The sequence below is a fragment of the Accumulibacter sp. genome (assembly GCF_023806565.1).
In the GTDB taxonomy this organism is placed as follows: domain Bacteria; phylum Pseudomonadota; class Gammaproteobacteria; order Burkholderiales; family Rhodocyclaceae; genus Accumulibacter.
Genome location: NZ_JAMTDV010000035.1, coordinates 1 through 4,997 on the forward strand (window position 1 = coordinate 1; position 4,997 = coordinate 4,997).

Annotated in this window: 4 protein-coding genes and 1 pseudogene; 2 read left to right on the forward strand and 3 right to left on the reverse strand. The window is 68.5% G+C overall.

Annotated features, from left to right (window positions below; all coding sequences use genetic code 11):
* The coding region (locus NFV80_RS04380) for a hypothetical protein (RefSeq protein WP_296757978.1) at positions 1 to 455 on the forward strand (455 nt) is incomplete at its 5' end.
* 300 nt (positions 456 to 755) lie between these two features.
* Here NFV80_RS04380 and NFV80_RS04385 read toward each other — a convergent pair.
* The 3 genes from NFV80_RS04385 to NFV80_RS04395 are packed head-to-tail and all read right to left on the reverse strand — an operon-like array spanning position 756 to position 4,047.
* A complete protein-coding gene (locus tag NFV80_RS04385) occupies positions 756 to 1,625 on the reverse strand; it encodes a DMT family transporter (RefSeq protein ID WP_295327140.1) in 870 nt (289 codons plus the stop codon).
* A complete protein-coding gene (locus NFV80_RS04390) occupies positions 1,615 to 3,126 on the reverse strand; it encodes an NAD(P)H-hydrate dehydratase (protein ID WP_295327143.1) in 1,512 nt (503 codons plus the stop codon). Before NFV80_RS04390 ends, NFV80_RS04385 begins: the two co-directional genes overlap by 11 nt.
* Before the next feature lie 9 nt (positions 3,127 to 3,135).
* Positions 3,136 to 4,047, reverse strand: coding sequence for a histone deacetylase (locus NFV80_RS04395; RefSeq protein WP_295327145.1), 912 nt, complete (start codon positions 4,045 to 4,047; stop codon positions 3,136 to 3,138).
* Between the two features lie 192 nt (positions 4,048 to 4,239).
* Here NFV80_RS04395 and NFV80_RS04400 point away from each other — a divergent pair.
* Positions 4,240 to 4,997 (forward strand): annotated as a pseudogene (locus NFV80_RS04400) (phosphoribosylformylglycinamidine synthase); the annotation flags it as partial.

A 4,997-nucleotide genomic window follows, 5' to 3' on the forward strand; every position in this document is an offset into this window, starting at 1 on the left:
ACGCCCACCCCGACCGGCCGTTGACATGCATACGTCTTAATCAGAGTTTCCTTAATGGGCGCCGGGCGGCACTGACCGCAGAGTTGGAGCGCATCACACGCCCCCAGCCCGTGCTCGCGAATGTGCAACCGAAGTGGATAGGATCGGGACTCGAGTATCGAGGGCAAATGTCCGTGCACTGGCACTATATCGACATCCACATCGACCTTCTGCGGCGGTTGTGGGCTGAGTTCCCGGAGCGTCGAGGTGCAATGGCGAAGGCCATTGGTCGCTTCGGCACCACTCGTACCTACGTCGCCAAAACGGTTGCCGAGTTGTTCCCTGGCCAGCCAATGGCGTGGGCACAGCGCTATAGCCGGACGCTGATGGAAGGTTGGTATGTGGATACCAACCTGAACCGCGAACGGATGCGTAGAATCCTCCCGGCGGCAGTCCGAGCCGCCGGGCTCGAGTGAGGAGAGGACGTGAAGATCTACTGGCGCGCCACAAAGGTTGCTGGTTGATCTTGCGCAAGTCCGCGAAGCGCAAGCGCCGACCGAAGCCTCATACACTTGTGGTCAACGTCACTCGGTTTTCATCGGCAATAGAGGAGCAGCCGGCGAGCGCGACCGAGCGATCTGGTTTTGTGGCGTCAGTCAAAGATGCCTCGCCCACTTCATTCGCGCGCGCAGTTGGGAACTGCGTGGGCATGACTGAACCATTGTCGCCGAGCGGGACTTGGCAGCGGCCCGCAAGAGCGCCACGAGGCCGACGAGTCATCCCCGCCGGCGCAACGCCAGGCTCAGGCCGGATGCCGCGATCACCGCCATCCCGACCGTCGCCACCAGATCCGGCAACTGGTCGAAGACCAGCCAGCCGAGCAATGTCGCCCATACGAGCTGGACGTAGAGCAGCGGCGAGAGCAGCGAGGCGGGCGTTTCGCGGAAAGCACGGATCAGCAGGAAATGGCCAAGACCGCCATATACGCCGAGCGAAACGATCTGCAGCCCCTGCCCCAGGGTTGGCAGTCGGCCATCCCAGGAGATCGGCACGGCCGGCGACAGCACGAGAGTCCCGATCAGAGCCGTGTAGAACAGCAGGCGCAGCGGCGACTCGCTCGCCACCAGCTTGCGCGTCAGAATCTGGTACGCGGCGTAGCACAGCGCCGCCGCCAGCGCGTAGGCGACACCCGGGCCGGTCAGCGCGTTGCCGGGGCGGGCAATCAGCAGCACTCCGGCGAAACCCGCGAAGGTCGCCAGCCAGGCTCGCCGGCGGACCCTTTCGCCGAGCAGCGGCCCGGCCAACAAGGCCACCAGCAGAGGCGCGACGAAAAACAGTGCGGTCGCCTCGGCGAGCGGCAGCACGCGCAGCGCCAGTTGCCCGAGCAGCGTGACGCCGGCCAGCGTCAGGCCGCGCAGGCTCATCAGCCACGGCCGCCGGGTGACGACGAGCTCGCGCCCGAGGCTGGGCGCGATCGTCGCCAGCATGATCAGCAAGTGCACGAGATAGCGCGCCCAGACCAGCAGCGGCACCGCCAGAAAGACGCTCAGATGCTTCGCCGTCGCGTCCAGCAGCGAGAACAGGAGCAGCGCCGTCAGGCAGAGCAGGACGCCGCGCAGCGGCGCGGCGTCCTGGCTATCGGCCATAGGCAACCCAGCGATTGAAGCAGGCGCGGGCGCTGTCGATGATCTCGCCGGCGGTCAGCCCGATCGGCCCGCAACCGTCGGCGACGCGCTGATCCGCCGCCGCACCGTGCACATGCACCGCTGCCAACAGGGCTTCGAGCGCCGGCCAGCCCTGTGCCAGAAGCGCGACGATGAGGCCGCTGAGCACGTCGCCGGTTCCGGCCGAGGCGAGGCCGGGATTGCCGGTGGTATTCACGAACCAGCGACCGTCGGGCGTGGCGATGACGCTGCCGCAACCCTTGAGCACCACCAGCGCGCGATACCGGGCGGCCATTTCGCGGGCAGCGCCAGCGCGGTCGGCCTGCACCAGAGCGGTATCGCTGGCGAGCAGACGCGCCGCTTCGCTCGGATGCGGCGTGAGCAAGGTCGCCACCTGGCGGTCGTGGCGCGCGGCCACGGCCTGCTGCAGGCGGCTTTCGCGCGCGAGCAGGTTGAGCGCGTCGGCATCGAGCACGAGCGGCAGGTCGAGTGCGATCGCGCGCGTCAGTAGCGCCGCCGCTTCTTCGCCGGCGCCCATCCCGGGCCCGCAGGCAAGCGCCGTCAGCGCGGCGGCGAACAGCGCCTCGGGCTGGCGCAGCATCAACTCGGGCTGGACCGGGTCGATCGCGGGCGCCTGCCGATCGAGCAGACCGAGATAGACGCGCCCGCTGCCCAGGTGCAGCGCGGCGCGGCCAGCGAGGAACAGTGCGCCGACCATGCTGCTCGCGCCGCCGACGATGCCGGCGCTGCCGTGGCTTCCCTTGTGCGAGTTGCGCGCACGCGGACGCAGCCAATCGACGAACAGGTCGCTGCCGACCGTGCGCGCAGTCGGCTTCGCCAGTCGCTCGGCGTCGAGGTCGAGCGGGGCGACCGAAATCAGGCCGCAGTGGTCGGGACCGTCGGCGGTGTGCATCCCCGGCTTGGCGGCGAGAAAGGTGATGGTGTGGCTGGCGTGTATCGTCGTGCCACAGAGTTTGCCGGTATCCGCGTCGAGTCCGCTCGGACAGTCGAGCGCGAGCAGCGGGCAGCGATCGCGCGCGGCGAGCGCGTTGGCAGCCAGCACGAGTTCGCCGTAGTGGCCACTGACTGGCCGCTGCAAGCCGATGCCGAAGAGGCCATCGATGATCAGCGCCCAGCGCTGACCGGACGGAATGCTGTCCAGCACGCTGCCGCCCTCGTCGAGGTAGCGCTTGCAGGCGGCCGCCGCGTCCTTCGGCAGGCGGCTGGGCTCGCCGGCGAAAACCAGGCTGACCGCAAACCGCCGGTCGCGCAGATGACGCGCGGCGACGAACGCGTCGCCGCCGTTGTTGCCGGGCCCGGCAAGAATCAGCAGCGCGCCTCCCTGCAGGCGGCAGAGGGAAGTCGCCAGTTCGGCGGCGGCCAGCCCGGCGCGCTCCATCAGCGGTTGCTCGGCGGCAGTCCTCTCGATGCTGCGCAGGTCCGCGGCGCAATACAGTGCTTGTGAACGGGTGCCTGTCTTCATTGGCGGATCCTAGTCCAAAGGTCGATCGAAAATTCGCTTCGCGCTGCGCACCGTTCGGCTGTGGATGCTTACCGTATCGTCGATCCGGCGCGCGTAGCCACCGGCCATCGTCACGGCCACCGGCACGCGCCGCTGGCGGCAGGCTGCGAGCACCATCTCGTCGCGCGCCGCGAGGCCGTCGAAAGTCAGCGCCAGCCGCCCGAGGCGATCGTCGTGATAGGGATCGGCGCCAGCCAGGTAGATCACCAGGTCCGGCCGCGCCCGCCGGAATACCTGCTCGATCGCCTCCGCCAGTTGCTGCAGATACGCGGCATCGCCGGTGCCGTCGGGCAGCTCGACGTCGAGATCGCTGCTCGCCTTGACGAACGGAAAGTTGCCCGCCGCGTGCAGCGAGCAGGTGAAAGTGCGCGCATCATCGGCGCAGATGCGGGCCGTGCCGTTGCCCTGATGCACGTCGCAATCGACCACTGCGACGCGCCGCACCAGCCCTTCCGCCTGCAGCACGCGCGCCGCCACCGCGGCATCGTTGAACACGCAGAAGCCCTCGCCGTGCGCGGCGTGCGCGTGATGCGTGCCGCCCGCCAGATTCACCGCGCAGCCGTCGAGCAGCGCCGTACGACAGGCGGCGATGGTCGCTCCCGCCGAGCGCCGCGACCGTTCGACCATCGCCGCGCTCCAGGGAAAACCGATGCAGCGCTGCTCGTCGGCGCTGAGCTCGCCCCGGATCACCCGCGCCACATAGCCCCCGTCGTGCGCCAGGCACAGCTCGTCGCTGCTGGCAGCGAGCGGCGTCTGGAAATCGTCGTCCGCAAATTCGCCACAGGCTCGCAGCCGTTCCCGCAGGCGCGCGTACTTCTCCATCGGAAAGCGGTGGCCGGCGGGCAAGGGCAGAACGAAAATGTCGGTATAGAACAGTTTCACGAGTCACGGTGGCAGGAAGCGGGCCCGATTCTAGTCCACCTCCGACCTGCCCGGGGCATTGCGTGAGCACGCGGCCAGGCGTTCGGCCAACGGCGGCCCCGCCTCCGCAGACGGGAGCTGCCGCGCGCTCGGCTATAATCGCGCTGTTCCTTCCCGCAACGCAGCTCCGCCTGCCCTTCTCTGCCCCCCGCCATGGCCACGCTCCTGTTTCTCCGCGGTGCTCCCGCATTTTCGTCGTTTCGCCTGCAACGCCTGCAGCAACAAATGGCAGCGGCCGTGCCGGGAGTGCGCATCGTCGCCGCCGACTACTGGCACTTCGTCGCCATCCGCGAGGAACCGACAGCAGCCGAGCGCCGCCAGCTCGGTGCCCTGCTCGAAGAGCTTCCCGACCGGGGCGACGACAGCGGCGAGCTGTTCCTGGTGACGCCGCGCATCGGCACGATCTCGCCCTGGTCGTCGAAAGCCACCGACATCGCGCGGATCAGCGGCCTGCAGACCGTCGAGCGCATCGAGCGCGGCATCGCCCATCGCCTCGACGTGGGCAGGCGCAGGCTCTCCACCAGCGAAAGGGAGCGCCTCGCCGCGCTGCTCCACGATCGCATGCTGGAAACCGTGCTCGACGACTTCGCGTCGACCGCCAATCTCTTCCGCCACTTCGCACCACGTGCCCTGGACAGCGTCGACTTGCTGACCGGCGGTCGTTCGGCGCTGGTCGAAGCCAATTCGCGGCTGGGGCTGGCGCTTTCCGACGACGAGGTCGATTACCTGCTCGATCTGTTCGCCACGGCAGGGCGCAATCCGACCGACGTGGAGCTGATGATGTTCGCGCAGGCCAACTCCGAGCACTGCCGGCACAAGATTTTCAACGCTTCCTGGCAGATCGATGGCGAGCCGCGCAGCGAAACGCTGTTCGGCATGATCCGCGAGACGCACCGGGCGCATCCGGCGGG